The organism is Acidovorax sp. HMWF018 (assembly GCF_003061035.1).
GTDB classification, from domain to species: Bacteria; Pseudomonadota; Gammaproteobacteria; order Burkholderiales; family Burkholderiaceae_C; genus Acidovorax; species Acidovorax delafieldii.
The window spans coordinates 1-3,824 of record NZ_QAIM01000490.1 but is presented as its reverse complement, the minus strand read 5'-3'; the positions used below and the strand labels follow the sequence as shown (position 1 = coordinate 3,824).

The 3,824-nt window shown below is 59.0% G+C and carries 2 protein-coding genes; both read left to right on the top strand.

The genetic code is table 11. The annotated features are described in order from the left end of the window. Position 1 precedes the first annotated feature (1 nt). Positions 2–1,582 carry a peptide chain release factor 3 gene (locus tag DBR23_RS21015; RefSeq protein WP_233250635.1) on the top strand — a complete coding sequence of 527 codons (1,581 nt, stop codon included), beginning with the start codon at positions 2–4 and terminating at the stop codon, positions 1,580–1,582. A 3-nt stretch (positions 1,583–1,585) separates the two neighbouring features. After that, a partial coding sequence (locus DBR23_RS29410) for a hypothetical protein (RefSeq protein ID WP_146191394.1) occupies positions 1,586–3,824 on the top strand: 2,239 nt, incomplete at its 3' end.

Below are 3,824 nucleotides of genomic sequence, written 5' to 3'. Positions count from 1 at the left end.
CATTTCCCACCCCGATGCGGGTAAGACCACGCTGACCGAAAAGCTGCTGCTGTTCTCGGGCGCGATCCAGATCGCTGGCGCCGTGAAGGGCCGCAAGGCCAGCCGCCACGCCACGTCAGACTGGATGGAAATTGAAAAGCAGCGCGGCATCTCGGTGGCCTCGTCGGTCATGCAGATGCTCTACCGGGAGCATGTCATCAACCTGCTGGATACGCCCGGCCACAAGGACTTCTCGGAAGACACCTACCGCGTGCTCACCGCCGTCGATTCGGCGCTGATGGTGATCGACGCTGCCAACGGCGTGGAAGCGCAGACGCGCCGCCTGATCGAAGTCTGCCGCCAGCGCGACACGCCCATCATTACCTTCGTCAACAAGATGGACCGCGAAGTGCGGGACCCGCTGGACATCATGGACGAAGTGGAGCGCGAGCTGGGCATGCCCTGCTGCCCCATGACCTGGCCCGTAGGCCAAGGCAAGGCCTTCGGCGGCATCATCAACCTGCGCACCAAGACCATGACGGTGTTCGAGTCCGGCAGCGAACGCCGCCCGCAGGACTTTGAATCCATACCTCTGTCGGATGAAACCACACTGCGCGCGCGCTTCGGCACCGAGTTTGACGCCGCGCTGGAGAGCATGGAGCTGGCCGTGGGCGCTTCCCCCGCCTGGGACCACGAGGCCTTCCTGGCCGGCAAGCTGACCCCCGTGTTCTTTGGCTCCGGCGTGAACAACTTCGGGGTGATGGAGGTGCTGGACGCACTGGTAGACATGGCACCGCCACCTGGCCCGCGCGTGAGCACGCTCGAAGTCAACAAACAGCCCGTGGTCAAGACCATCCAGCCCGAAGACGAAGGCTTTGCTGGCGTGGTGTTCAAGGTGCAAGCCAACATGGACGCCAACCACCGCGACCGCATCGCCTTCGTGCGCGTGGCGAGCGGCAAGTACACGCCGGGCATGAAGCTCAAGGTGCAGCGCACCGCCAAGGAACTGCGTCCCACCTCGGTCGTGACCTTCATGTCCCAGCGCCGCGAGGCCGTCGAAGAAGCTTATGCAGGCGACATCATCGGCTTCACCACGCATGGCGGCGTGCAGCTGGGCGACACCATCACCGACGGCGCCAACCTGCAGTTCACCGGCCTGCCGTTCTTCGCACCCGAGATGTTCATGACCGTCGTGCTCAAGAACCCGCTGCGCACCAAGCAACTCCAGCAGGGCCTGGCCCAGCTGGGCGAGGAAGGCGCGATCCAGGTCTTCAAGCCCGATGCCGGCGGCAACATGCTGCTGGGCGCCGTGGGCCAGCTGCAGTTCGAAGTGGTGCAGCACCGCCTGAAGGCTGAGTACGACGCCGATGTGCGGCTGGAGGGCTGCCAGTACACGGGCGCGCGCTGGATCACAGCGGACAACGCCGCCGACCTGCGCGCGTTCACCGACGCCTACCCGCTGCGCCTGGCGCATGACGCGGCCGACACACTGGCGTACCTTTGCACCTCGCCCTACGACGTGCGGCTGGCGCAGGAGCGGTTTCCCAGGATCCACTTCCATCCGCTTCGGGAGCATGCGGGGTTGGCGCTGCAGGGTGCATAGGGGATGCGACGCATCGTGCACGAAAGGAGTCTTTTCGCTCTCCGGTATCTCATTCCGTTGCTCTTTTGTTTTCTATCGATTTGTGGTTTGGCGGTCGCAAGTGACAAGGTCGGTCACGAATTTCAAGGAACAATTGACGCTACGCGCTATGACCGTTCGCTCAACCAATTGCACATTGAGGGCTGGGGTTGGGATTCAGTCACTCGGCGTGCGCCCGAGAAGTTGCAGGTTTTCATCCACGGCCGCCACTACGAAGTAGAGATCCTGTCGTTATCCGAGAGAAAAGACGTGCAAGCAGCGCTTGGCGTTCCAGGTGCAATGACCGGTTTTTCGACAGACATCCCCCTGCAAGGGTCATTGCCAAGTGGCACGCATCTCGTCGAGATCAGTGCGATCTTTGACCAGGGCCGCGCAATCAAACTTCCAGCATGGGGTGGCGAAACGCCGCGAGTTCAGGTGGACAAACCGCAGAGCCGACACTGGATCCTATTGGCGCTAGTACTCGCTGCGATAGCACTTTCGTATGCTCCTCCACTTCGCCGATGGGGAAAAGGATTGGAGCACTGGGTTGGCCGGCACCCGCAGAGAACGGGAATTGCTATTGGCACTGTCTTCGTACTCTTGGTTGCCTTTGGCATCACCGGAAGTTCGCTTCAACTTCTGCGCAAAGGCCCGCAGGGTCCATTCGGCTTGGGCGTGATGGAATTCAACGGGAGCGACGCAAGACTATTCAAGTTGCGCGATATACGCTCAGACGAATGGGGCGTCCTTGCCGCAAACACGCTCGCTCAATGGAACCATTCGCCGCGCTTCCCGATAGTCAACTCCAATATCGGAATCGAAGGCCAGAATATGGGGGTGGTGGGTATGACAGGCGTACCAATCAGCCAGCCAGCTGCGTTGGCGCGTCCAGCAACTTGGGGCTATTTTCTGCTGCCGCTGCGACAGGCATTGAGCTGGCATTGGCAGTTTCCCATCTTCGCCTGTCTTTTTATTCTATGGCAAGCGCTCAACTTGCTACGCCCTGGGAACTGTGGCTTCAACCTCGCACTTTCCACTGCGTTTTGTACTGCCCCCTATGCTGCAGGCTGGTCTCATTGGCCACTCTACGCAGCGCTTTTCCCATTGGCGCTATTCGTTACTACTGCGTCGGTACTTAGGAACAAATCCTTGGCAAAAGCCCTTGTCCTGGGCGTGGCCATGGGCGTGCTTGGGGCTGGATGGGTATTGGTCCTGTACCCACCATGGCAGATTACGGTGGGCACTTTTTTCGTGCTATTGACTATCGGCTGGGTGCTGGATCATCGACAAGAATTGCTGTTTCGCAAAGCCCAATGGCTCAGTTTCGGCGTTGCTTTACTGGTGGTTGCCACACTCTTAGGAAGTTGGTGGATAGATACGGCGGATGCAGTCGAGAAAATTCGGTCCACTACCTATCCCGGCGCACGGAAAGCCCTGCAGGGGGGTGAGATCAGTTGGCTGTGGGCACTACGCGGCTACACCAACCCGGAGACACTGACCTTTGGGGCAGGCCCTCATTCCAACCAGAGTGAAATCAGCTCTTACCTACTGTTTCCACTTCCCCTCCTCGTCTTAGCGTTGATCTACTGCAGGCGTTCAATCAACGCCCGTTGGGCGTTGTTCGCCTGCCTCGTTTTCGCTGCAGCATGGACGATTTTTCGCTTCTTCGGCATTCCTTTATGGCTCGCAGAAGCGACGTTATGGAGCCGTGTTCCGTCTGGCCGCCTAGATTTAGCGATCGGACTAGCGTGCACAGTGCTTCTCGCAATCCTCACGCCCAACGCCCGGCCGGACTCGCCGACAGTGCGTGTATCGGGCATCCGCACCTGTATGGATTTCGCTATTGCCTGCGGTAGTGCACTGCTGGTTTTTATTGGATTGCAATTTTTTCCAAAGGAGCTCTTTGCCAACAATAGTCCTCCGTTTTTGTGGTCGCTGATGCTCGCTGGTTTTTTCGTTCCGTGGTGGATGATGCGTGGACAATTGCGCACAGCGGTTTGCATGATCCTCATATTGAACGTGATTTCAACTATTGCGTTCAACCCGGTGTCACGAGCTCCAAGGTCGGTCCATCTAAGTTCTGGCGCTATGCCACTGGCTATAGACCCGCCAACCTCAAAACCCCTTCGCACACTCGTCATTGGCGGTTGGGGAGTAGGGCCAATGACATTTGCAGCGGTGGGAGTCCCCACTATCAATGGTGTTCTCTATTACCCACAGC